The 23,201-nt window shown below is 54.4% G+C and carries 18 protein-coding genes; 3 read left to right on the top strand and 15 right to left on the bottom strand.

Features of this window, described 5'->3' with window-relative positions; all coding sequences use genetic code 11:
• Positions 1–244: 244 nt before the first annotated feature.
• Positions 245–1,381: a DUF5688 family protein gene (locus ACI6NM_RS16220; protein ID WP_262427162.1), complete on the top strand. Its 1,137-nt coding sequence runs from the start codon at positions 245–247 to the stop codon at positions 1,379–1,381.
• Here the strand turns inward: ACI6NM_RS16220 and ACI6NM_RS16215 are convergent.
• From ACI6NM_RS16215 to ACI6NM_RS16145, 15 genes are all read right to left on the bottom strand, one after another.
• Positions 1,317–1,763 (bottom strand): threonine/serine exporter family protein, encoded by a 447-nt coding sequence (locus ACI6NM_RS16215; RefSeq protein WP_022272553.1) that lies wholly within the window; start codon positions 1,761–1,763, stop codon positions 1,317–1,319. The genes ACI6NM_RS16220 and ACI6NM_RS16215 overlap by 65 nt on opposite strands.
• On the bottom strand, positions 1,760–2,533 hold the full coding sequence (locus tag ACI6NM_RS16210; protein ID WP_022272552.1) for a threonine/serine exporter family protein: 774 nt from the start codon (positions 2,531–2,533) through the stop codon (positions 1,760–1,762). The genes ACI6NM_RS16215 and ACI6NM_RS16210 overlap by 4 nt, the downstream gene beginning before the upstream one ends.
• Positions 2,534–2,597: 64 nt before the next feature.
• Complete coding sequence (gene feoB, locus ACI6NM_RS16205; protein WP_262427163.1) at positions 2,598–4,583, bottom strand: ferrous iron transport protein B; 1,986 nt, start codon at positions 4,581–4,583, stop codon at positions 2,598–2,600.
• A complete protein-coding gene (locus ACI6NM_RS16200; protein ID WP_252207687.1) occupies positions 4,573–4,818 on the bottom strand; it encodes a FeoA family protein in 246 nt (81 codons plus the stop codon). Before ACI6NM_RS16200 ends, feoB begins: the two co-directional genes overlap by 11 nt.
• Before the next feature lie 96 nt (positions 4,819–4,914).
• Positions 4,915–6,912: an excinuclease ABC subunit UvrB gene (gene uvrB, locus ACI6NM_RS16195; protein ID WP_262427164.1), complete on the bottom strand. Its 1,998-nt coding sequence runs from the start codon at positions 6,910–6,912 to the stop codon at positions 4,915–4,917.
• Between the two features lie 461 nt (positions 6,913–7,373).
• Complete coding sequence (locus ACI6NM_RS16190) at positions 7,374–8,393, bottom strand: siderophore ABC transporter substrate-binding protein (RefSeq protein WP_262427179.1); 1,020 nt, start codon at positions 8,391–8,393, stop codon at positions 7,374–7,376.
• Between the two features lie 47 nt (positions 8,394–8,440).
• Positions 8,441–9,193 (bottom strand): iron ABC transporter ATP-binding protein, encoded by a 753-nt coding sequence (locus ACI6NM_RS16185; RefSeq protein ID WP_262427165.1) that lies wholly within the window; start codon positions 9,191–9,193, stop codon positions 8,441–8,443.
• A gap of 2 nt (positions 9,194–9,195) precedes the next feature.
• Positions 9,196–10,173, bottom strand: a complete 978-nt coding sequence (locus tag ACI6NM_RS16180) for an iron chelate uptake ABC transporter family permease subunit (protein WP_262427166.1) — start codon at positions 10,171–10,173, stop codon at positions 9,196–9,198.
• On the bottom strand, positions 10,170–11,180 hold the full coding sequence (locus ACI6NM_RS16175; RefSeq protein WP_330599922.1) for an ABC transporter permease: 1,011 nt from the start codon (positions 11,178–11,180) through the stop codon (positions 10,170–10,172). The genes ACI6NM_RS16180 and ACI6NM_RS16175 overlap by 4 nt, the downstream gene beginning before the upstream one ends.
• Before the next feature lie 272 nt (positions 11,181–11,452).
• Positions 11,453–12,634 carry an LL-diaminopimelate aminotransferase gene (locus ACI6NM_RS16170; protein ID WP_158359723.1) on the bottom strand — a complete coding sequence of 394 codons (1,182 nt, stop codon included), beginning with the start codon at positions 12,632–12,634 and terminating at the stop codon, positions 11,453–11,455.
• On the bottom strand, positions 12,631–14,073 hold the full coding sequence (gene purF / locus ACI6NM_RS16165; RefSeq protein ID WP_262427167.1) for an amidophosphoribosyltransferase: 1,443 nt from the start codon (positions 14,071–14,073) through the stop codon (positions 12,631–12,633). The genes ACI6NM_RS16170 and purF overlap by 4 nt, the downstream gene beginning before the upstream one ends.
• Positions 14,074–14,100: 27 nt before the next feature.
• The gene (gene glmS / locus ACI6NM_RS16160; RefSeq protein WP_262427168.1) at positions 14,101–15,939 is read right to left on the bottom strand and encodes a glutamine--fructose-6-phosphate transaminase (isomerizing); all 1,839 of its coding nucleotides are present in this window, start codon (positions 15,937–15,939) and stop codon (positions 14,101–14,103) included.
• Positions 15,940–15,943: 4 nt separating this feature from the next.
• Entirely contained in the window at positions 15,944–17,557 is a 1,614-nt protein-coding gene (locus tag ACI6NM_RS16155; RefSeq protein WP_262427169.1) for a CTP synthase, read from the bottom strand.
• Entirely contained in the window at positions 17,554–18,894 is a 1,341-nt protein-coding gene (locus tag ACI6NM_RS16150; protein ID WP_316451100.1) for an aminotransferase class I/II-fold pyridoxal phosphate-dependent enzyme, read from the bottom strand. Before ACI6NM_RS16150 ends, ACI6NM_RS16155 begins: the two co-directional genes overlap by 4 nt.
• A 21-nt stretch (positions 18,895–18,915) precedes the next feature.
• A complete protein-coding gene (locus ACI6NM_RS16145; protein ID WP_262427171.1) occupies positions 18,916–21,012 on the bottom strand; it encodes a glutamine synthetase III family protein in 2,097 nt (698 codons plus the stop codon).
• A 320-nt stretch (positions 21,013–21,332) separates the two neighbouring features.
• On the opposite strand from ACI6NM_RS16145, the gene ACI6NM_RS16140 reads away from it, so the two are divergent.
• Positions 21,333–22,544 (top strand): glutamine synthetase family protein, encoded by a 1,212-nt coding sequence (locus ACI6NM_RS16140; protein ID WP_022272537.1) that lies wholly within the window; start codon positions 21,333–21,335, stop codon positions 22,542–22,544.
• A 27-nt stretch (positions 22,545–22,571) separates the two neighbouring features.
• Positions 22,572–23,156 carry an ANTAR domain-containing response regulator gene (locus ACI6NM_RS16135; protein ID WP_262427172.1) on the top strand — a complete coding sequence of 195 codons (585 nt, stop codon included), beginning with the start codon at positions 22,572–22,574 and terminating at the stop codon, positions 23,154–23,156.
• Positions 23,157–23,201: the final 45 nt, after the last annotated feature.

Below are 23,201 nucleotides of genomic sequence, written 5' to 3'. Positions count from 1 at the left end.
TATATTTGCATGACCACTGGCCAAATGCATCGATTTAGAAAACACTTTTAAATGGATCGTATATCCCCAGGCACAGGCATACTATCCATTTTGCACAAATATATGTAATTAATTTTCGTTATTTTATCACATTTATCCCAAGAAATCAAGCATAAATTACTATTGATTTCATGTTTTTTATCCCTTACAATATAGACACCATTTCTTTTAATCACATTCAACTTCATTTCTGGAGGTAATTTCTATGCACTATTCACAGTTTTGTTCGGCTATATCGGATATATTGCGCAAAAATTCAGATCCAGGCACTCAATTTATTCAAAAAACACTCTGCAAAAATAACGGCGTATGTCCGGATGTCCTCTTTGCACTCCCTGCTGACAGTGCTCTGGGGCCGGTCGTCTATCTGGAGCCTCTGTATGACCAGTACCAAAAAGGCATACCTATGGAGACCATATGTGCCTCTGTTCTTTCTTTTCTGGAGCGCAGGCCCCCGTTCCCATCCTCCATATGCCAGGAGATCCTGGATCCAGAATTTGCAAAAACCCGCATTGCCTTCCGTCTGGTTTCCCAGGAGCGGAATGAAGAACTGCTGAAACATATCCCATGGTTCCCCTTTCACGATCTGGCTATGGTCTTTTTCATCTGCCTGGACCTGGACTCTGCCGATCTGGTGTCCGCCCTGGTCCACTGGCCGCTCCTTTCCGCCTGGGACATGGATGCAGATACCCTGCGCTCCCTGGCAGAGGAAAATACCCCCATTCTCTTTCCCCCTGTCCTAACGCCTCTGACGGAGCTCCTTCTGCCGCCCTTTTACGTAGATACCCCGTTCCCGGACCTGGCAGAGACGGAAAGGGATCTGGAAACGGCAGGATCCGCGGCTGCGGCGGAAATCCTAAGAGGCACTGAGCCTATGGCAGCTGCAGAGGGGCTGGAGACGGCAGAACATGTGGCTGCATCGGAGATCCTAAGAGACACTGAGCCTATGGCAGCTGCGAAGGGGCTGGAAGCGGCTGAGCCTGCGGTGGAGATCCCAGCAGACGGGCCGGCACTCCATGTGCTCACCAACCGCCGCGGGATCTACGGAGCCTCCTGTATGCTTTACAGGGATATAATAAAAGACTTCGCAGACCAGGAAGAGGCAGATGTGATCATCCTGCCTTCCAGTATCCACGAAGTCCTTTTATTTCCAGATCATCTTATGTTCGATCATGCGTTCCTGTGCCGGACGGTCCAGGAGATCAACCGGGAGGACGTCTCTGAGGAGGACGTGCTCTCGGACCGCATCTATATCTTCAGCCGGGAAACAGGGACCATCATCCCTTCTCCGCTTTTTTCCTGTCATAGGCCAGAACCAGCCGGAACAGAGAGTCCATGGTAAAGATCCCCATGGCAATGGCTCCGGCGATCTGGATGGTCTCCAGAAGATTTTTTGTAGCCAGCGCCGAGTCGTTCTGGAGGAAATAATAAACGCTCCGGTATATGGCGGCTCCCGGCACTGCCGGAAGCGTTCCCGTGATCAGAAACACTGTCACCGGGGCCTTTTTGACCCTGGCCAGGATATGACTTAAAAAGGCCACCACCAGAGTAGATAAAAACGCTGCCAGCATAGACGAATGGCCGCTGTTCTGGACCATCAGGTAGGCCCACCAGCCCACCGCACCCGAGGCGGACGCATAAAGCATATATTTTTTCGGTATCTCCAGGATCATGGTAAATACCAGCACAGCGCTGAAAGCGCTGAGTATCTGAAGTATCATCATAGCGTTCCTCCCCATAATGTCCGGAAGCAGACCATTCCAAAGCCCACGCCCACAGCCACAGCCAGGGCCACAACGATACATTCCAGCATCCTGGCAGATCCGGCGGCATAGTCTCCGTTAATGGTATCCCGGGCCGCAGTGGTAAAGGGGATCCCGGGCACCAGATACATGATGGCACTCATGATCATCACATCGCCGCTGACCTTAAAAGGACAGAGTTCCTGGATGAGCATAGCAGAAAAGGCCACCACAAACCCGCAGAAGGCCGTGGTACTGAAATCATTGAGCCGGAGGATCTTTGTGAACCGGTCCGCCGCCGCCATACAGATCCCCACCAGGACCGACGTGGAAAGATCCAGGAAGTTCCCGCCGTAAATAAAGATAAAGCTGACGGATATACCGATGATCCCGGCAAGCTTCATCCATGGCTTATAAAGGATCTCCTTCTGGATCCTTTTCAGCTCCTCGTAGGCCTCCTCCACCGTCAGCTCCATATGGCAGAACTGCCTGGAGACCTCATTGACCCGGCAGATCCGGTTGATGTTTGTGCTTCTGGCAGGGATCCGCTTGGAAAAGGTCATCGGCTCTCCGCCCGGGTCAGCCATGGTCACGAAAAGTCCTGTGGCCAGGACCACAGCCTCCGTGACCTCACAGTTGGACCGCCGCAGCATGAACTGCATGGTATTCTCCACACGGGATACCTCTGCGCCGCTGGACAGCATGATCTCTCCGGCCAGAACCACGGCCTTCAGAAGAAGTTTCTCATCCATTCTGTTTTCCTCTCTTTGTCTATTTCACTCCCGCCTGCTTCCATACAGGCCAGAATTCTTTCCGTCATCCCAGCCCCGGGATCCGGCTGGCTGCCTGGTATACGAGCACGGCGCATATCCAGGCCAGAAAAAGCTGATAAACCGCCAGTCCCACAGTCCAGCGGAGGGATCCTGTCTCCTGCTTTATGGCTCCCATGGCCGCCGCACAGGGTGTATAAAGGAGACAGAATACCAGAAGCGCCAGGGCGCTGGCTCCGGTAAAGCCGCCGGCTGCAAGACTGGCTGCAAGAGCCTCATGGCCTCCTCCAGCGCCTCTGTTCCCGGCTCCGTAAAGAATAAAGAAGCTGGATACCACCACCTCTTTTGCCGAAAGTCCGGTGAGCAGCGCCACTGCTGTCTGCCAGGCTCCCAGGCCGGCCGGGACAAGGACCGGAGCCAGGCCCCGTCCCAGGACTGCCGCGAAGCTTTCTGATACATCCCACGCAGCTCCCTGTGGTCCCAGATGAAGGAAAAACCACAGGACCAGGGAGGCCAGAAAGATCGTGGTCCCGGCTTTTTCCAGATAGTCCCTGACCCGTTCCCAGGCACAGGAGACCACGGTTCCCAGATCCGGCCACCGGTATTCAGGCAGTTCCATCAGCAGAATATCCTCATACGGCTCCTCCCGTCCTGCCTTCCAGGCTGCCCAGGCCGTCCCCAGGGCTGCCAGGACGCCCAGAACGTATAAGCCTCCGATCACCGCCGCTGATGCTTCTGGAAAGAACATTCCCGTAAACAGCACATAAACCGGAAGCCTGGCTGAACAGGACATGAACGGCGTCATAAGGATCGTCCGCCTCCGGTCCTTTTCATTCTCCAGGATCCGGGATGCCAGGACTGCCGGGACCGTACAGCCAAATCCCAGGAGCACCGGGAGAACGGCTTTTCCCGAAAGTCCCGCCGAGGCCATGGTCCCGTTCATGATCCAGGCGATCCTGGCCATATAGCCGCTGTCCTCTAAGAAGGCCAGGGCCAGGAACAGGATGCTGATATTGGGCAGAAAGCCCAGGACTCCTCCCACTCCGGCCAGGATCCCATCGGATACCAGGGAAATGATCCAGCCGGAGACCCGGCACCGGCCCAGGAGCTCCAGGATATACGCTGAAAGCATGGCCAGGCCCCGCTCAAAATATCCTCTCAAAAAGCCTCCGGCAGAAAATGTCAGAAAAAATACCAGGGCCAGGATCCCAAAAAATATGGGGATCCCCCATACTGGATGGGCCAGGAGCCGGTCCGCCCGGTCAGTGAAAGAATCCAATACTCTCCCAACGCTGGGATCCGTGTTCCTTTTATTCTGTGCGGGACTGCCTCTGTACCGGATACAGGCAGCGGCAAACCGCCGGGCCCGGTCATGGAGCTCCCTGGCAGACACCGGGCCATGCCAGGAGCCCCCGGATCCAGAAGGGCCATCGCCATATGCAGGCCCATCGCTGTGCGCAGAATGGCTTCTGTATACAGAATAACGGGCTCCCGATACAAAGCGGCCGCTGCCGTCTGCCATCCGGCGGGCTCTGGCCGCTTCCACGGCGGCATCCATCAGCTCCTCCAGCCCAGTCCTCCTTCTGGCTGATACCGGGATCACCGGGATCCCTCCCAGGAGTCTGGACAGCCTTCCTATATCGATGTCCATCCCCCGTTCCCGGACCAGATCCATCATATTGAGAGCCAGGACCAGAGGCTTTCCCTCCGCCAATAGCTGCATGGTCAGAAACAGGCTTCTTTCCAGAAGAAGTGCATCTGCCACATGGATGATCACATCCGCCTTCTGGTCCCTTATGCACTGTCTGGTCACTGTTTCTTCCATAGTATAGGGATCCAGGCTGTAAATTCCCGGCGTATCCACCAGGTGGACCAGACGGCCCCGGTGCATCAGGCTCCCCTCCGACAGCGCCACAGTAACGCCAGGCCAGTTGGCTGTTTTTTTCCCTGCGCCAGTATACGCATTAAAAAGCGTGGTCTTTCCACAGTTGGGATTTCCTGTAAAGCAGACCGTCACACTCTCAGCGCCCATGTTCTTCACAGTCCTCCGCTTCAATGGCTCCAGCGATCTTTTTTCCCAGCGCCAGACGTGTCCCCTGGAATGCGGCGATCAGAGAGCCGTCCTGTTTTTTCATCAGAATATGGACCTTTGTTCCCTCGACGAGTCCCAGGGCCTCCAGCCGCCGGACGATCGTTTCCTCTGCCGTAACCGTCCGGATCATATATAGCTTTCCGGCAGCACAGTCACACAGTCTCATGGTTCCCATCCTGTTCTTCCCGGATCTGCTTCGATTCCGCAGATATTGTAGCCTTACCGGGATTGGTTGTCAATATAAACTTACATCCTTCTGACCGTTTCCGTCTCAGCCCTCCAGCTCCAGGAGCATCTGCTTTACCTCCTTCATACGGTCTCGCAGTCTGGCCGCCTCCTCAAAGTTCAGCTCGGCCGCTGCCTGGCGCATCTTCTTTGCCAGTTCCTTTGCCAGCTTATCCAGCTCCTTTGCATCCATGGATTCCGGATCCTTTTTTAATTCCCCGTCTCCTGCTGCCGCTTTGGAAATGGAGATCAGGTCACGGACGGCCTTTTTAATGGTCTGGGGTGTAATGCCGTGGTCTTCATTATACTTTTGCTGGATCTCCCGGCGGCGGTTGGTCTCATCGATGGCAGCTTTCATGGAATCGGTGATGGAATCGGCATACATGATCACATGCCCCTCTGCATTTCTGGCAGCGCGGCCGATGGTCTGGATCAGAGAGGTCTCAGACCGGAGGAAGCCCTCCTTATCGGCGTCCAAAATCGCCACCAGAGTGATCTCCGGGATATCCAGCCCCTCTCTGAGAAGATTGATGCCCACCAGTACGTCGAACACATCCAGGCGCATATCGCGGATGATCTCCGCCCGCTCCAGGGTATCAATATCTGAGTGGAGATATTTGACCCGGATCCCAGCCTCACGGATATAATCCGTCAGATCCTCAGCCATGCGCTTTGTCAGCGTTGTGATCAGGACCTTATTGTGGCTTTCCACCTCCTTGTTGATCTCTCCGATGAGATCGTCGATCTGGCCCTCCACCGGACGGACGCTGATCTCCGGATCCAGAAGGCCGGTGGGACGGATGATCTGCTCTGTCCTAAGCAGCTCATGCTCTGCCTCATATACGGATGGCGTGGCGGATACAAACATCATCTGGCTGATGTGGCTTTCAAATTCCTCAAAATTTAAGGGACGGTTATCCAGTGCCGACGGCAGACGGAACCCATAATCCACCAGAGTTTTCTTCCTGGACCGGTCGCCAAAATACATCCCTCTCACCTGGGGAAGCGTAATATGGGACTCGTCAACGATAATAAGGAAATCCTCCGGGAAGTAGTCCAGAAGCGTGCAGGGCGGCTCCCCCGGCTTTCCAAAGGTCAGGTGGCGGGAATAGTTCTCGATCCCGGAACAGAATCCCGTCTCCCGCATCATCTCCACGTCAAAATTGGTCCTTTCTGCGATCCTCTGGGCCTCCAAAAGCTTATCCTCGCTCTTAAAGAATGTCACCTGTTCCTTCATCTCCGCCAGGATATTTTCTGTCGCAGCCATCATTTTTTCCTTGGGCACCACATAGTGGGAGGCCGGAAAAATCGCCACGTGGCCCAGCTGGGCCTTCACCTCCCCGGTCAGCGCGTCGATCTCTGAGATCCGGTCCACCTCATCGCCGAAAAACTCGATCCGGTAGGCCTCGCTGCCGGAGTACGCAGGGAACACCTCCAGGACATCTCCTCTGACCCGGAAGGATCCCCGCCGGAAATCCATCTCATTTCTTGTGTACTGGATGTCGATCAGCTTATGGATCACCTCGTCCCGGTCCTTCTCCATCCCAGGACGCAGGGAGATCACCATCTCCTTATAGTCGATGGGGCTTCCCAGTCCATAGATACAGGATACAGAGGCCACAATGATCACATCATTTCTCTCTGAAAGCGCCGCTGTGGCCGAGTGGCGCAGCTTATCGATCTCGTCATTAATGGCCGAGTCTTTTTCAATATATGTGTCAGTGGAAGGGACATATGCCTCCGGCTGGTAATAATCATAGTAGGAGACAAAATATTCCACTGCATTATTTGGAAAAAACTCTTTGAACTCACCATAGAGCTGTGCTGCTAAGGTCTTATTGTGCGCGATCACCAGCGTCGGCTTATTTAGCTGCTGGATCACATTGGCCATGGTAAAGGTCTTGCCGGACCCTGTAACTCCTAATAAGGTCTGGAATTGATTGCCTTCTTGAAATCCTTTGACCAGCGCCTCAATGGCCTGGGGCTGGTCGCCGGTGGGGGCGTATTCGGAATGTAATTCAAAAACTTTTTGTTCATTTTGCATAAGAACCACCTCCAGGATTTAAAACAGAATTTGTTTTTTTGAGCCTGCCGTACCCATGTAATTCGATATGGCCGAAACAGGGACAAACCATGTTAAACACAGAAACCAGATGCGCAATGGTACAATGTCTGTTTTGCAGACATTGTACCATAAATAATTCCAAAAGTACAGAGTCATCGAACATCCGTTCTTTTATTCCCTGCCCACATTTCTGTTCATCAGACCAGAGGCTTGCCCATGGGCTGGTAGATTCCCCACATCCAGCTGCCTTCAGATTCCACCTCACGATGAACCCCCTTGCCTCCCCCTATATCCTTCCCGCTGCCGGGCGGATTTTGGACCTGCACCCTTTAGAAATGTGCAAGACCAGGCGCACAACGCAGCACGCACCGGGCACAGCATACCTATGGGCTCTGTAACCGGTGCGTGTTTGTATACACTGCTGCTATATGGAAACTGCCTTAACCCAGCAGACTGCTCTCCAGATCCTTCAGCATAAGATCCAGAGCGGTGATGCCTCCCTCGGCGGTGTACCACACAGCCGGGTGGGCCAGATAGACGAGATGACCATTCTTATAGGCGTCCGTCCCCATCACAAGCTCGTTCTCCATGATCTCCTGGGCCAGCTGTGCCCCATCGGTGCCGATGGCTGCGTCACGATCCATGACGAAGATGTAGTCAGGATCCTTTTCCACAATGAATTCAAAGGAAGCCTCATTGCCGTGGGTGGAGGTATCAATATCGGCGGCCGCGCCGATATTTTCAAAGCCGATCTCCCGTCCGATCATGGAGCAGCGTCCATCGTTGCCCAGCACGTTGAAGCTGCCGCTGGTGACAAGCCCTATGATCGCAGTCTTTCCGGCAGAAAATTCATCCAGGGCAGCAATGCGGGAATTGAAGCCAGCCATTAATTCATCTACTTTATCCTCAAGCCCAAACATGGATGCGATGGTCATGGCATTCCGTCGGACGCTTTCCACTACGCCAAGTTCAGTGTCCGTGGCCAGATAGACCACGGGAGCGATCTCGCTGAGAGCGTCATAGCTGGAAGCCAGGCGGCCTCCGATGAAGATAACATCCGGCTCGCAGGCCATGACTGCCTCCAGATCCGCCTCTTTGATGGTTCCCAGGCTGGAAATGTCGTCATTGATGTAATTCTGGAGATACTCCAGGCTGGTATCAGCAGTGCCAACGACCCGGTCCCCCACGCCCAGGGCATCCAGAATATCCAGGGAAGCCATATCCAGAATGGCGATGCGCTGGGGATCGTAGGGTACCTCCAGCTCCGTTTCCTCCTTGCTGGCGTTGAGGCTTATGATGGTCACGGACTCAGGCCTCTCCTTGTTCTGCGGTCCACTGGCGGTCTGGCTGCTGGCAGGCGGGATACTGTCCCCGGATGTGGTTTTTATGTTCTCCCCAGAGCAGGCTGCAAGGCCAAGGGACATCACGCCGGCCAGGGCAAAAAAGATCATTTTTTTCATGTTCATGTCTGATTGCTCCTTTTCTAAAAAAGTACTGAAAAACAGGGTCAATAGTAGATGGATAAGGGCTTTCCTGCAATGGTCAGGATCTCAAAATCCACCTGATAGATCTGAGACAGATTCTCTTTTGTCATCACCCCCTCCACAGTGCCGAATCTGGCGATTTTTCCGTCCTTGAAGGCACAGATATAATCGGAATAAAATGCCGCATAGTTGATCTCATGCAGCACCAGGATCACTGTTTTTCCCAGCTCGTCACAGAGACGGCGGACGATTTTCATCATATTGGTAGCATGGTAGATATCCAGGTTATTGGTAGGCTCGTCCAGAAGTACATACTCGGTGTCCTGGGCAATGACCATGGCGATCATGGCCCGCTGCCTCTGGCCTCCGGAAAGCTCGTCAATGAAGCGGTCCTGGAAGCCCTCCAGTTCCATGTAGGAAATGGCCCGGTCGATGATCTTCTGATCCTCCAGGGTGACCCGGTTCCCTGAATAGGGGAAGCGCCCGAAGGCCACCAGTTCCCGCACGGTCAGCTTCATCTGAATGCTGTTGGACTGGGTCAGGATGGCAAGCCGCCTGGAAAGCTCCCTGCTTTTCCACTTTCCAATATCCCTTCCCTCGAAGTCTACCACTCCGCTGTCGTGGGCGATAAGCCGTGAGATCATGCCCATGACTGTGGACTTTCCCGCACCGTTGGGACCGATGAGGGAAGTCACCTTCCCCTTGGGGATGGCAAAGCTCACGCCGTCCACCACAGTTTTTCCGTCATATTGTTTCTTCAATTCCTGCACATTCATAATCACACCTTCTTTCTTGTCAATAGGAGATAAAGGAAGTAAAGACCGCCGCCCACGGTAATGAATACACTCACCGGAACGGAATAGGAATATATGTGCTCCACAATGAGCTGCCCGCCCACCAGTACGATCATACCAAACAGAGCTGAGCCAAGCACCAGATGGGTATGCCGGTAGGTCTTGAGCAGCTGTCTGGACAGGTTCGCGATGATGAGTCCCAAAAAAGAGATGGGTCCCACCATGGCGGTGGCCACAGCAATGCAGAGGGCTACGCCCAGCAGCAGGCGGCGGATGCAGCGGTCATAATCCACGCCCAGATTGATGGCCTGCTCCTTTCCAAGGGTCAGTACGTCCAACAGGGCCAGCTCTTTTCGCAGGGCAAAGATTACGGCTGCCAGAAGGATCAGGGAAAAAACAATGATCTCAGAGTTTATATTGCTGAAGCTGGCCACCAGGGTGTTCATCAGACTGTCATACTCATTGGGATCCATGACCCGGGTCAGCGTTGTCTGGATGCTGCCGAAGAAGGAGGTCAGCACTGTACCCACCAGCAGCACGTACAGTACATTGTGCTTTGTCTTTTTAAAGATCCAGCTGTAAATAACTGTGGCCGCAATGCCCATGAGCACCACATCCACTGCAAAGGACAAATTCGCATTGGAGGCTGCCGCACTGGCCGATCCCAGGAAAAATACCACTGCCGTATGGATGAGGGTATAGAGGGAATTCATCCCCAGCAGACAGGGTGTCACAATGGTGTTGTTGATGATGGACTGGAACACCAGTGAAGCCCCTCCGATGGAAAAGGCGGTAATGAGCATGACGATGAGCTTTGGGGCCCGGAGCTTCATGGCATACGCAAACAGCCTGGGGTTGGAAAAGTCCACTTCCACCAGCATATAGGCTGCTGCGCAGAAAAGGACTATTACGGTCAGGATCAGCAACCTGCGCCGGTTGGCGCGTATAGCAGCAGTATTCACTGTTCCGCACCTCCTTTCAGACCGGGCATGGCGGAGCAGCAGCCTGTCCCTGTACCGCCCAGCCGGATGGCCCTGCGTCCATATTTAAGCCGGCAAAACAACAGGGCAATGAAGATGAGGCTGCCCAGTATGCCAACGATCAGTTCGATGGGCAGTTCATAAGGAAAGATCACCACCCGGCCGATCATGTCGCACACCAGTACGAAAATGGCGCCGAACAGGGCAGTATCCGCCAACGTGCCCCGGATCCTGTCCCCTTTATACATGGCCACCACATTGGGCACGATGAGACCAATGTAGGAGATGGAGCCGACAACCACCACGATGCTGGCAGTGATCATGGCAGAGATGGTAAGTCCGGAAAAGAGGACCAGGTTATAGGGAACCCCCAGGTTCCTGGAAAAATCCTTTCCCAGCCCCACAATATTGAAATGGTTGGCGAATACAAAAGCCAGCGCCACCAGCGGCACTGTCAGCCCGACGATCTCATACCGCCCCTTCAGCACCAGAGAGAAATGGCCCACCAGCCACGAGGACAGGGCCTGGGTCATTTCGTATTTATAGGCCAGATAACTGGTAATGCCGCCGATGACATTGCCGCACATGATACCCACCAGCGGGACCATCACCGCATCCTTAAACTGGATGCGCTGGATGAACCAGACGAAGATCCAGGTGCCCAGGATCGCTGCCGCAAAGGCAAAGAGCGCCCGGGTCCACAAAGTAGACGACGGCATGAACAGCAGCGCCAGCAGAATGCCAAGCTGGGCCGAAGAAATGGTGGCGCCAGTTGTGGGTGACACGAATTTGTTGCTGCACAGCTGCTGCATAATGAGTCCGGCCACGCTCATTCCCACACCGGTACAAAGGATCGCCAGCAGGCGCGGAAGACGGGATACCAAAAAGATCTCCCATAAATGCAGATTTCCTGACAGAAGCTCCTGCAGCGGCAGTTCAATCACGCCTATAAAAAGTGAAATAACGGACGCGACCAGCAGCAGGACCACAAGTAATACTGTTGAGCGATATTGTCTGATAGTATTGCCTCCTTTAATTAGTTTTAACTAACCTATGTATAAATAAAAAACGCAGATATTTTTGACGCAAAAGCAATCCTATCTTGCGTTACCCGCAGAGTATAGCACATCAGTTAGTTATATGCAACTTGTAAAAAGGACGATTCTATGACTGGGCATTCCTTGAATTTTAGTTGATATTGACAAAACAAGAACGAATGAAGCAGCCAGTGGACTGGCCCCGCAGGGCGGGAAAGGAATCGTCAGCCCAGCAGCTTCACCAGCCGTTCTGCCGCCTCCTTTGTATCCTCCGGCGAGCCGAAGGTGGAAAACCGGAAATATCCTTCCCCGCATGCTCCAAAGCCTTCTCCCGGCGTTCCCACTACCTGGATCTCCTGGAGCAGGTAGTCGAAAAACTCCCAGCTTCCCATTCCCCCAGGGCACCTCATCCAGATGTAGGGCGCGTTTTTTCCGCCGCAGTACCAGATCCCCAGCCGGTCCAGGGCCTCCATGAGCACCTTCGCATTCTTTTTATAAACCTGGATCCTTTCACGGACCTGCTTTTGTCCTTCCTCAGTGAACACAGCTGCTCCGCCTTTCTGGATGATGTAGGAGACCCCATTGGTTTTGGTTGTGCGGTTCCGGATCCACATTTCATTTAAGCGCATCCCATTCCGCTCCAGCTCCCTGGGGATCACCGTATAGCCCAGCCTGGTCCCTGTGAATCCGGCTGTCTTCGACAAGGAACAGATCTCAATGGCACAGGTTTTTGCCCCCTCTATTTCAAAAATACTATGGGGGATATCCTCGTCCTCAATAAATGCCTCATAGGCGGCATCAAACAGAAGAACCGCGTCGGTCCGGTTGGCGTAATCCACCCATTGCTTTAATCTCTCGCGGCTGAAGACCGCCCCCGTCGGATTGTTGGGGGAACAGATATAGATCACATCCGCCCGATCCCTTTCACCGGGCTGCGGCACAAAGCCCTCTGCCTCTCCCGATGGGATATGTATGATCGTATTGCCTGCGATGATATTGGCATCCACATAAGCCGGATAGGCTGGCTCCATGATCATAACCTTCTTGTCCCTGCCGAACAGATCGAGGATATCTCCCAGCTCATCGCTGGCGCCGCTGGAAATAAATACCTCCTCCGGCGAAAGGTCCGCGTTCCTCTTTTTATAGTATCCGGCAATGGTCCTGCGGAGCTCCGGATCACCGCATTCCGGCATATACCCATGGAAAGAGGCTTTGACCGCCTGGTCGTCTACGGCCTTGTGAAGGGCCTGGATCACCGCGTCGCAAAGGGGCAGGGACACGTCGCCGATGCCCATGCGGTACAGATAGGCCCCGGGATGCTGCTCCAGATACGCCTTTGTCTTCTGTGCGATATGGTAAAACAGATAGGAATCCTTTAAATTCTTATAGTTGGTATTTGGTATCATTCCGTTCCTTCCTTTCTTCCTCCGATCTCCTCTGACAGCCTTCTTTCAAAACGGTCCTTCCGGAGGTCGGCCGGTATCTTTGTCGGATAATCTCCCTGGAAACAGGCAGCGCAGTAATTTTTGCTGCCTGTCAGCCTGCCCAGGCTTTCCACCTCCAGATAGCCCAGGGAATCCACTCCTATGAGCTTCGCGATCTCCTCTGTGGTGTGATGGCAGGCGATCAGATTTTCCTCTGAATCAATATCGGTCCCATAATAGCAGGGATGCAGAAACGGCGGAGCAGAGATCCTCATATGGATCTCTCTGGCTCCCGCGTCCCGCAGAAGCTTTACAATGCGCCTGCTGGTGGTTCCGCGGACAATGGAATCGTCGATCAAAACCACCCGTTTCCCTTCAATGACACTCCTTACAGGAGAGAGCTTGATCCTGACCTGATCCAGCCGCTCCCTCTGTCCCGGAGAGATAAAGGTCCTTCCGATATATTTATTTTTGATCAGCCCGATCCCATAGGGGATCCCGGACCGCTCCGAAAATCCCAGGGCCGCGTCCAGCCCGCTGTCCGGAACCCCGGTCACCAGGTCCGCGTCCACCGGATACCGCTCTGCCAGCAGCTCTCCCGCCCTTCTTCTCGATTCGTGGACCGATATGCCGTCGATCACAGAATCCGGCCTGGCAAAATAGATATATTCAAAAATACAGGTCTTCTGCCTCTGGGTTCCGCAGTGCTCTCTTCTGGATTCCACACCGTCCGGACGGAAGACCACGATCTCCCCAGGCAGAACATCCCTCACATACTCCGCCCCCACCGCAGACAGCGCGCAGCTCTCCGACGCGGCCACATAGGCGCCGTCCGGCATCCTGCCATAGCACAGGGGCCTGAATCCATATGGATCCCGCGCGGCGACCATTTTCGCAGAGGACATCAGTACCAGGGAATACGCTCCCTCCAGAGACTCCATGGCGCGGCTGACGGCCTCCTCGATGCTGGACGCTCCCAGCCGTTCTCTGGTGATCATATACGCAATGGTTTCCGTATCGCTGGTCGTATGGAAAATAGCGCCTGACAGCTCCAGCCTGTCGCGGAGCGTTAAGGCGTTGGTCAGGTTCCCGTTGTGGGCCAGGGCCATTTTCCCCTTCTGGTGGCTGACCTCAATGGGCTGGCAGTTGCTCCTTGTGTTTCCTCCGGTGGTCCCATATCTCACATGGCCCACCGCCATGGTCCCTTCGGGAAAATGAGCCAGGGTATCCTTTGAAAACACCTCGCTCACCAGTCCCAGGTCCTTGTAAGAGGAAAAGACCCCATCGTCATTGACCACGATCCCACAGCTTTCCTGCCCTCTGTGCTGCAGGGCATAGAGCCCGTAATAGACCAGCTCCGCCACATTTTCTTTTTTGGCGCTGAGCACTCCAAACACGCCGCATTCTTCGTGAATTCCCATCCTGCTCCTTTCTCCTGCCTCCATTCCCTATTCTACCGTAACCGATTTTGCAAGATTTCTTGGCTTATCAATATCGCAGCCCCTGTTCAGCGCGATATAATAGGCAAACAGCTGCAGCGGGACCACTCCCAGCACCGGCTGCAGGAGCGTATGGATCTTTGGGATCACAAATACCTCCGATGCCTGGCTGCCGATCATGTCCCTGGTCTCTTCCGTGGTCATTGCGACCACCTCCGCGCCTCTGGACCTTACCTCCACGATATTGGACCGCATTTTTTCCACCAGCGGCTCATAGGCCGCCAGGGCAACCACCAGCGTTCCCGGCTCGATCAGGGAAATGGTCCCATGCTTCAGCTCTCCCGCCGCATAGGATTCCGAGTGGATGTAGGAGATCTCCTTTAATTTCAGGGAGCCCTCCATCCCCAGGGCGTAGTCCTGGTTCCGTCCGATGTAAAAGACGCTGTCATGGTTAAAATACCTGGCTGCCGTTTTCTGGTAAAGCTCCAGGTTTTTTAAGACCATACCGATCCTTTCATGCAGGCCATGAAGCTCCCGGACGATCTCCTGGTACTCTCCGTTTCCGATCCGGTCCAGCCGCCTGGCCAGATAAACGCCCAGCATGAGAAGAAGAACAGTCTGTGTGGTATATGCCTTTGTGGTCGCCACGGCGATCTCCGGCCCCGCCCACGTATAAAGCACATGATCCGATTCCCTGGCAATGGAGCTTCCCATGACGTTTACGATGGAAAGGACCTTCGAGCCCCTCCGCTTCGCTTCCCGGAGCGCCGCCATGGAATCCAGCGTTTCTCCCGACTGGCTGATCACGATCACCAGCGCCGACTCGCCCAAGAGCGGCGCGCTGTACCGGAACTCAGACGCGAGGCAGGCCTCCACAGGAATTCCCAGGAGTCTTTCCAGGGCGTACTTTCCGATCATTCCCACATGGTATGCGGAGCCGCAGGCCACAAGATAGATCCTGGAGATCCCCTTCATCAGGTCCCTTTCATCCTCCAGTTCCTCAAACACGATCTCCCCATCTGCCAGTCTCGGCTGGATGGTCCTGCGGACGGCCTCCGGCTGCTCCATGATCTCTTTTAACATAAAGTGGGCGTACCCGCCTTTTTCCGCTGCTGAAACGTCCCATTGGATCTGATGCTTTTCCTTTTCCAGAAAGCAGCCGTCCCTTCCAAGGATCTGCACATGGTCTGCCGTGACCACTGCCACCTCGTCATCCTCCATATAGGTGACCGTCCTTGTGTGGGCAAGCAGCGCGGTCACGTCAGAGGCAATATAATTTCCGTCTGCTCCGTAGCCGATGAGCAGCGGCGCGTCCTTTCGTACGGCGATCAGCTGCTCCGGGAAATCCGAGCAGAGGATCCCCATGGCGTAAGCGCCCTTGATGCGGTTTAAAACCTCATACACCGCGTCCATCAGGTTGGAGCTCTTCTTATAATAATACTCCAGAAGCTGGACAATGACCTCTGTATCCGTATCAGAGGCAAACACAACGCCTTTATGGAGCAGAGACTGTTTGATCTCCAGATAATTTTCTATGATCCCATTGTGGACCACTGCAAGCTTCCCGCTCTGGCTCACATGGGGATGGGCGTTTACATCGTTCGGCTCCCCATGGGTCGCCCATCTGGTATGGCCGATGCCCACCTGCCCGGTCAGAGGCTTCTGGGCGGCCAGGGCCTCCCGGAGAACGCCAAGGCGGCCTTTGCATTTTTTTACCTGGAGCCTTCCCTCCGGCGATGCCACCGCGACTCCGGCTGAGTCATATCCTCTGTATTCCAGCCGCTCCAGCCCGTCCAGCAGAATGGGAACTGCCTCTGTATTTCCCGCAAATCCAATGATCCCGCACATAGTCCTACACCTCTTTTCCCTTCGCCTGCTGCAATGCGGCTGAAATAAAGCCTTTAAACAGTGGATGGGGCTGGTTGGGCCGGCTCTTAAATTCCGGATGGAACTGCACTCCCACAAAAAACGGATGGTCCGGCAGTTCTACGGCCTCTGCCAGCCGGTCGTCCGGAGAGACGCCGCTAATCACAAGTCCCGCCTGCTCCAGTTCCCTGCGGTACTGATTGTTAAGCTCATAGCGGTGACGGTGGCGCTCATGGATCAGTCCGGCGCCATAGCACTCTTCCATTCTGCTTCCTTCCTTTATGCGGCAGGGATAGCTTCCCAGGCGCAGGGTGCCGCCCTTATGGATCTCCCCGCTCTGTCCCGGCATAAAATCGATCACCTTGTGCGCGCACTGTTCGTCGAATTCTCCCGAATTGGCGTCTGCCAGCCCCAGAACATTCCTGGCAAATTCAATGACCGCGATCTGCATCCCCAGACAGATCCCCAGGTAGGGGATCTGGTTTTCACGGGCGTATTCTGCGGCCAGGATCATTCCCTCGATCCCGCGGTTTCCAAACCCGCCTGGAACGATGATCCCGTCCAGTCCGCCCAGGACCCCGGCTGCCGTTTCCCTTTTGATCGTTTCAGAATCGATCCAGTGGATCCTCACAAACGCATTCAGTCCATAGCCCGCATGGTTCATTGCCTCCGCCACAGACAGATACGCGTCATGGAGCTTTACGTATTTGCCCACCAGGCCGATATGTACCTCCTCTGACCGGCTCCGGATCCGCTCCACCATGGCTTCCCACTCGGCCAGATCCGGCTCCGGCGCGTCAATGCGGAGCTCTCTGCATACCACATCCGAAAAGCCGGAGCATTCCAGCATCAGAGGCGCTTCGTACAGATTCGCCAGAGTCCTGTTTTCGATCACACAGTCCTCCTTTACGTTGCAGAACAGGGAGATCTTCCGGAAAATGGCCTCCTCCAGCGGTCTGTCTGTCCGGAGAACGATGAGATCGGGATTGATCCCCATGCCCCGGAGCTCCTTGACAGAATGCTGGGTCGGCTTTGATTTATGCTCCTCAGACCCGCTCAGATAGGGGACCAGGGTCACATGGATGAACAGGCTGTTCTCATCTCCCACCTCCAGAGCGATCTGGCGCACAGCCTCCAAAAACGGCTGGGATTCAATATCCCCGATGGTCCCTCCGATCTCTGTGATCACCACGTCCGCATCTGTCTTTTTTCCCACGCGGTACACGAATTCCTTGATCTCATTGGTAATATGAGGGATCACCTGGACCGTGGAGCCCAGGTATTCTCCTCTCCGCTCTTTGTTGAGAACGTTCCAGTAGACCTTTCCGGTTGTCAGATTGGAGTACTGGTTCAGGTCCTCGTCAATGAACCGCTCATAGTGGCCCAGATCCAGGTCGGTTTCCGCCCCGTCCTCGGTCACATATACCTCTCCGTGCTGGTACGGACTCATGGTCCCCGGATCGACATTGATATACGGATCCAGCTTCTGGGCCGCCACCTTCAGGCCCCTGGCCTTTAAAAGCCTGCCAAGAGAGGCGGCTGTGATCCCCTTTCCCAGACCAGAGACTACACCTCCGGTCACAAATATATATTTTGTCATGACCGTTCCTCCATTTTCTCCGGCATTTCCGCCCCGGCAGCATCCAGGCCCATCTGCTCCGCCGCATGAAATCCCATCTGCAGATCCTCAAGGATATCCTCAATATGCTCGGTCCCTATGGAAAGCCGGATCGTATTGGGCCGGATCTCCTGGTCCGCCAGTTCTTCGGGAGAAAGCTGGCTGTGGGTCGTGGTTGCCGGATGGATCACCAGGCTTTTCACATCCGCCACATTGGCAAGCAGTGAAAACACCTGCAGATTATCGATAAATTTATACGCAGCCTCTGCTCCTCCCTTAATATCAAACGTAAAAACAGATGCTCCCCCATTGGGAAAAAATTTCTGGTAAAGTGCGTGATCCGGATGGGACGGGAGCGACGGATGGTTCACCCTTTCGACCTGTGGATGGCCATTTAAAAATTCCACCACCCGTTTCGTGTTTTCCGCATGGCGTTCCAGACGGAGCGACAGCGTTTCGATCCCCTGCAGCAGCAAAAACGCCGCAAATGGAGAAATGGACGCTCCCGTGTCCCGGAGCAGGATCGCGCGGATATAGGTGACAAAGGCGGCCGGACCGGCGGCCTTTACGAAGGAAACACCGTGATAGCTTGGGTTCGGCTCTGCAATGGCCGGATACTTCCCCGAGACAGCCCAGTCGAAATTTCCCGAATCCACAATGAGGCCTCCAAGGGTCGTGCCATGGCCCCCAAGAAATTTTGTAGCGGAATGTACCACAATATCCGCTCCGTGCTCGATGGGACGGATGAAATACGGTGTGCCGAAGGTATTGTCCACAACAAGAGGAATGCCATGTCTGTGGGCAAGGGCCGCCAGCGCGTCGATATCGGGGATGTCGCTGTTGGGATTTCCCAGGGTTTCGATGTAGACTGCCCTTGTATTTTCCTGGATCGCAGCCTCCACCTCGTCAAGATCATGGATATTCACAAAAGAGGCCGTGATCCCAAAGCCGGGAAGCGTATGCTCCATCAGGTTGTAGCTGCCTCCATAGATTGTTTTCTGGGCCACAAAGTGGCCGCCGTTCTGTCCCAGGGCCTGCAGGGTATACGCAATGGCGGCAGCCCCCGAAGCCAGCGCCAGCGCTGCAGTGCCTCCCTCCAGGGCGGCAGCCCGCTTTTCCAGCACCTCCTGAGTGGAATTGGTCAGACGGCCGTAAATATTTCCGGGATCCTCTAGCCCAAATCGGGCCGCCGCATGGGCGCAGTCATGAAAAACATATGACGCAGTGGCGTAAATCGGTACTGCGCGCGCATCTGTGGCCGGATCCGGCATTTCCTGGCCCACATGGATCTGGAGCGTTTCAAATCTGTATTGTTTCATTATCAATTTCCTTTCCCCGTTTTATCTTACGCTGAATAACAGGTCCTCATAGGTGGGGAACGGCCAGTATTTCTTTGCCGTCATGGTTTCCGCACTGTCGCAGGCGACCCGGAGCTGCCCCATTTTTCCTAAAACAGTATCCCGGATCCTGCGGGATTCCTCTGCAATATCCCCAATGTCCTGGACCTCCAGCACAGCCTCCTGCAGTTCCTCAGACCGGATCATGATCTGATCCTCCAGCATTGCCAGCTTCTTCAGCAGTTCCGTCTCATAGCCGCAGGATAACGAGCTGTCCACAGCTTTCTTGGCCGCTGCCGTATGGGCCAGCTCCGCTGCGTACCCGCTCACCGCCGGAGCGATCTCCCTTCTCGCCATATCGATCATGGTGTTTGCTTCGATCAGGACCGTCTTGCAATAGTTGTCCAGCAGGATCTCGCATCTGGATCTCAGCTCCGCCTCAGAAAATACCTTATGGGACGTCAGCATCCTCACATTTTTTTCATCCAGAAGATGGGGGATGCAGTCCGGCGTTGTCCGGTAATTCAGAAGCCCTCTTTTTTCCACAGCCTCCTTCAGCCATGCGTCGTCATAGCCATTCCCATTAAAAATGATCCGTTTGTGATCCCGGATGGTCTCACGGAGCGTTTCATGAAGCGCAGTCTCAAAATCCCCCGCCTTCTCCAGCCGGTCCGCATAGAGCTTCAGGCATTCTGCCACTGCACTGTTCAGCATGATGTTGGCACAGGCAATGCTGTTGGAAGAGCCCAGCATACGGAATTCAAATTTATTCCCAGTAAACGCAAAAGGCGACGTGCGGTTGCGGTCCGTCGTATCCCGGTTAAATTTGGGAAGAACATTGACCCCCAGCTTCATCTGTGTCTTTTCTGCTCCCGCATACGGCGTACCGGTTTCGATGGCCTCCAGGACCCCGTTCAGTTCGTCTCCCAGAAAGATGGACACCACCGCCGGAGGCGCTTCATTGGCGCCAAGCCTGTGGTCGTTTCCAGCTGTTGCCACAGAAATGCGGAGCAGATCCTGATAGTCGTCCACTGCCTGGATCACAGCGCACAAAAACAGCAGGAACTGGGCATTTTCATAGGGCGTTTCCCCCGGAGACAGAAGGTTGATCCCCTTATCCGTCGCCATCGACCAGTTATTATGCTTGCCGCTTCCGTTTACTCCGGCAAACGGCTTCTCGTGGAGAAGGCATACCAGGCCGTGCTTTGCCGCCACCTTCTGCATCATTTCCATGGTCAGCTGGTTATGGTCCGTCGCGATATTGGTGGTGGTGTAAATGGGCGCCAGCTCATGCTGGGCCGGGGCCACCTCGTTATGCTCTGTTTTCGCCAGGACCCCCAGCTTCCAGAGCTCCTTATTCAGATCCTCCATATATGCGGCCACCCTTGGCTTGATCACTCCAAAATAATGATCGTCCATTTCCTGTCCCTTGGGAGGCTTCGCTCCAAAAAGAGTCCGTCCCGTGAACCGCAGGTCCTTTCTCTGCTCATACATTTCCCTTGTAATAAGAAAATATTCCTGCTCCGGTCCCACGGCTGTGCGGACATATTTTACATCGTCATTTCCAAACAGACGGAGAATGCGCAGGGCCTGCTTATTTAAGGCCTCCATGGATCTGAGCAGCGGTGTCTTCTTATCCAGCGCCTCGCCTCCATAGGAGCAGAATGCCGTGGGAATATACAGGGTTTTTCCCTTGATAAACGCGTATGAGGTGGGATCCCACGCCGTATAGCCTCTTGCCTCAAAGGTCGCCCGGAGTCCGCCGGACGGGAACGAGGACGCGTCCGGTTCCCCCTTGATCAGCTCCTTCCCCGAAAATTCCATGATCACCCCGCCGTCCGGCGACGGGGAAATAAATCCGTCGTGCTTTTCCGCCGTCACGCCGGTCAGAGGCTGGAACCAGTGTGTATAGTGGGTGGCCCCTTTGGCGGCGGCCCAGTCCTTCATGGCATCCGCAACGGCATTGGCTACGCTGATGTCCAGCTTTTCGCCTTCCTCAATGGTCCTTCTCAATGACAGATATACCTTTGAGGGAAGCTTTGCCTTCATCACCCGGTCATCGAATACGCTGCATCCAAAAAAATCCGGTACATTTTTCATACTATCGCTCCTCGCCTGTTGTTAAAAAAATGCAAAGGCAAAGGCGCCTCTGAGATCCTGTCTCAAAGACGCCTTTGCCTTTATGGGTTGCATCATACACCCCGGAAAAAAAATTGTCAATCCCTTTTTTATTTTTTTCTCTGCCCATTTCCCGCCGGCCCGGCTGAAAAAAACTTTTTGTCTCTTGACAAACGCTCAGATCCACAGTATATATATTAAATATGAGCAAGGGCGTTCATTTTTACAGCAGTATATTTCTGCCTTAAAAATGGACGCCTCTTACGTTTTCAGCAGCAATCGTAAAGAAAGCAGGTAAGATTATGAAATATTCGAAAGAAGAAGTTCTCCAGTATATGCGGGAGGAGGACGTGAAATTCATCCGTCTGGCGTTCTGCGATGTATTTGGAAGGCAGAAAAATATTTCCATCATGCCGCAGGAGCTGCCCAGGGCTTTTGAGTACGGCATCGCCATTGACGCATCTGCCATCACCGGCTTTGGCGATGAAAGCCATTCGGACCTGTTCCTTCATCCTGACACGGATACGCTGACGGCCCTGCCCTGGCGGCCGGAGCACGGACGCGTGGTACGGATGTTCTGCAGCATCACCGGTCTGGATGGAAAAATCTTCGAATGTGATACCCGCTCCCTGTTAAGGAGGGCCGTCCAGGACGCGGACAGGGCCGGATACCAGTTTTTCTTTGGAGCGGAGCAGGAATTTTATCTGTTCCGGCTGGACGACAACGGAACGCCCACCAAGATCCCCCATGACCACGCGGCCTATATGGATATCGCCCCCGAAGACAAGGGCGAGGATATACGCCGCGAGGTCTGCCTTATGCTGGACCAGATGGGGATCCTGCCGGAAAGCTCGCACCATGAGGAGGGGCCTGGGCAGAATGAGATCGACTTCCGCTATTCTGACCCTCTGACTGCTGCCGACAACTCCATGACCTTTCAGACCGTAGTAAAGACCATTGCCGGGCTGAACGGCATCTTTGCTGATTTCAGTCCCAAGCCATTGGAAAACAAGGCAGGAAACGGCTTCCATATCAACATGTCTGTAAAGTCCTCCGACGGCGCCGACCATATGGATCCCATGATCGCCGGCATCCTGGATAAAATTTCAGATATGACCGTATTTTTAAATCCAACCGCCAATTCCTACAAGCGCTTTGGCAGCAATAAGGCTCCCAGGTACATCTCCTGGTCCAGTGAAAACCGCTCCCAGCTGATCCGTGTCCCGGCGGCCGTGGGTGCGTACCGGCGTGTGGAGCTCCGCTCCCCGGACCCGTCCGCAAATCCCTATCTGGCCTTTGCCCTTATGATCTATGCGGTCCTCGAGGGCCTTCAGGGCAGGCTGGTGCCGCCGCCGCCTGCGGATTTCAATCTGTACCGGGCAGATGCCTCTGCCCTTGCGGCTTTTAGGCAGCTTCCAGAGGATCTTGAGGCTGCCCGCGCCGCCGCCGCAGGCAGCGCCTTTATCAGAAAATATATCCCGGAGGCCATTTTAAAAATATACTGCGGCCAGTAGACCGGATTCCCAGAAGGAGGGTGAACCATGAGCTTAAGAGGACGTTCATACAGCATTCTCATCGTTTCCGCAGCCGGCTCCCTCACCTCCGCCTTCGCGGACCTGCTGCCCGAGGCAAGATATTCCCCCGTCCGGACGGTATCAAGCATCAGCGCCGCCAGACGGGCGGCTGCGGCAAAGGCGTATGACTTTGTTATCATCAATTCCCCTCTGCCCGACGACATGGGCGTCCGTTTTGCCATTGATCTGTGCAGCAGCCGGCAGTCGGTGGTCCTCCTTCTGGTAAAAAGCGACCTGCATAACGGGATCCATGAACAGGTCACCGAATACGGCGTGTTCACCCTGTCAAAGCCCATATCGAAAACAACCATGACCTATGCGCTCAGCTGGCTTGAAAGTGCCAGAGAGCGTCTGAGACAATTTGAAAAAAAATCCCTGTCCATTGAAGAAAAAATGGCTGAGATCCGTCTGGTCAATAAGGCCAAGTGGCTTCTGATCAGCCAGCTCTCCATGAGCGAGCCTGAAGCCCACCGCTACATCGAAAAACAGGCCATGGACCGCTGCGTTACCAGACAGACCATCGCCGGGGAGATCATTAAAACGTATTCTTAAAAAGCGGAGACGCCGCCGTTCCCGGCAGCTCTCCGCTTTTTGCTT

Source organism: Pilosibacter sp. YYHA0881, assembly GCF_051602715.1.
Lineage (GTDB): Bacteria > Bacillota > Clostridia > Lachnospirales > Lachnospiraceae > Alitiscatomonas > Alitiscatomonas aceti.
Note: the sequence above shows the minus strand (reverse complement) of the source record. Positions and strands in the feature narration are given on the sequence as shown.

Excerpts from the sequence above, each read along its gene's own strand:
- ACI6NM_RS16220 (WP_262427162.1), top strand. The coding sequence starts at position 245 with ATGCACTATTCACAGTTTTGTTCGGCTATATCGGATATATTGCGCAAA.
- ACI6NM_RS16215 (WP_022272553.1), bottom strand. The coding sequence starts at position 1,763 with ATGATGATACTTCAGATACTCAGCGCTTTCAGCGCTGTGCTGGTATTT.
- ACI6NM_RS16210 (WP_022272552.1), bottom strand. The coding sequence starts at position 2,533 with ATGGATGAGAAACTTCTTCTGAAGGCCGTGGTTCTGGCCGGAGAGATC.
- feoB (WP_262427163.1), bottom strand. The coding sequence starts at position 4,583 with ATGGGCGCTGAGAGTGTGACGGTCTGCTTTACAGGAAATCCCAACTGT.
- ACI6NM_RS16200 (WP_252207687.1), bottom strand. The coding sequence starts at position 4,818 with ATGGGAACCATGAGACTGTGTGACTGTGCTGCCGGAAAGCTATATATG.
- uvrB (WP_262427164.1), bottom strand. The coding sequence starts at position 6,912 with ATGCAAAATGAACAAAAAGTTTTTGAATTACATTCCGAATACGCCCCC.
- ACI6NM_RS16190 (WP_262427179.1), bottom strand. The coding sequence starts at position 8,393 with ATGAAAAAAATGATCTTTTTTGCCCTGGCCGGCGTGATGTCCCTTGGC.
- ACI6NM_RS16185 (WP_262427165.1), bottom strand. The coding sequence starts at position 9,193 with ATGAATGTGCAGGAATTGAAGAAACAATATGACGGAAAAACTGTGGTG.
- ACI6NM_RS16170 (WP_158359723.1), bottom strand. The coding sequence starts at position 12,634 with ATGATACCAAATACCAACTATAAGAATTTAAAGGATTCCTATCTGTTT.
- purF (WP_262427167.1), bottom strand. The coding sequence starts at position 14,073 with ATGGGAATTCACGAAGAATGCGGCGTGTTTGGAGTGCTCAGCGCCAAA.
- glmS (WP_262427168.1), bottom strand. The coding sequence starts at position 15,939 with ATGTGCGGGATCATTGGATTTGCGGGAAATACAGAGGCAGTTCCCATT.
- ACI6NM_RS16155 (WP_262427169.1), bottom strand. The coding sequence starts at position 17,557 with ATGACAAAATATATATTTGTGACCGGAGGTGTAGTCTCTGGTCTGGGA.
- ACI6NM_RS16150 (WP_316451100.1), bottom strand. The coding sequence starts at position 18,894 with ATGAAACAATACAGATTTGAAACGCTCCAGATCCATGTGGGCCAGGAA.
- ACI6NM_RS16145 (WP_262427171.1), bottom strand. The coding sequence starts at position 21,012 with ATGAAAAATGTACCGGATTTTTTTGGATGCAGCGTATTCGATGACCGG.
- ACI6NM_RS16140 (WP_022272537.1), top strand. The coding sequence starts at position 21,333 with ATGAAATATTCGAAAGAAGAAGTTCTCCAGTATATGCGGGAGGAGGAC.
- ACI6NM_RS16135 (WP_262427172.1), top strand. The coding sequence starts at position 22,572 with ATGAGCTTAAGAGGACGTTCATACAGCATTCTCATCGTTTCCGCAGCC.